The following is a 455-nucleotide window of genomic DNA, read 5'->3' on the forward strand; positions in this document are numbered from 1 at the left end:
CGTTCTTGTTTTTGCCGTTGGTAATCTTCATCACGAGCATATAGAACAGTCATGATTGCGTTACTAAAGGCCGTCTTTAAGTAGTAGCTTGGACTAACTGGCTTGTAATTTAGCGGTTGATAATGTCCAATATTTACTTTTCTATACTGGTCGTCCTTGGCTTGTTGCCCTTTTAACTGCTTTTGGATTTTCTCGATCTGACTGTTCTTAATCGTCGGATCGGCTTTGCATTCGCCAAAAAAGAGTTGTTTAGTGCCATCATGCTTTAAAACCCGTTGTAAGTGATGATTTTCTAACTGATCTAAGCTAAGCTGTCCCGATAAATAAGCTAGTCCTTGTTGATGTTCTTGGGGACTGAACACCTGTGGTGGATTTGCTTGCCACTGTTCAATTGTTTCAGCCTGACATGGCTTTAAAACAGGATCATAGTACATCACGGCTGTATAGGCTTGTTC

The 455-nt window shown here is 40.9% G+C and carries 1 pseudogene; it reads right to left on the minus strand.

What is annotated here, in order from left to right:
- Positions 1-455: pseudogene (locus IV54_RS09630) on the minus strand (MobQ family relaxase); the annotation flags it as partial.

It is taken from the genome of Levilactobacillus paucivorans (assembly GCF_001437125.1).
GTDB lineage: Bacteria > Bacillota > Bacilli > Lactobacillales > Lactobacillaceae > Levilactobacillus > Levilactobacillus paucivorans.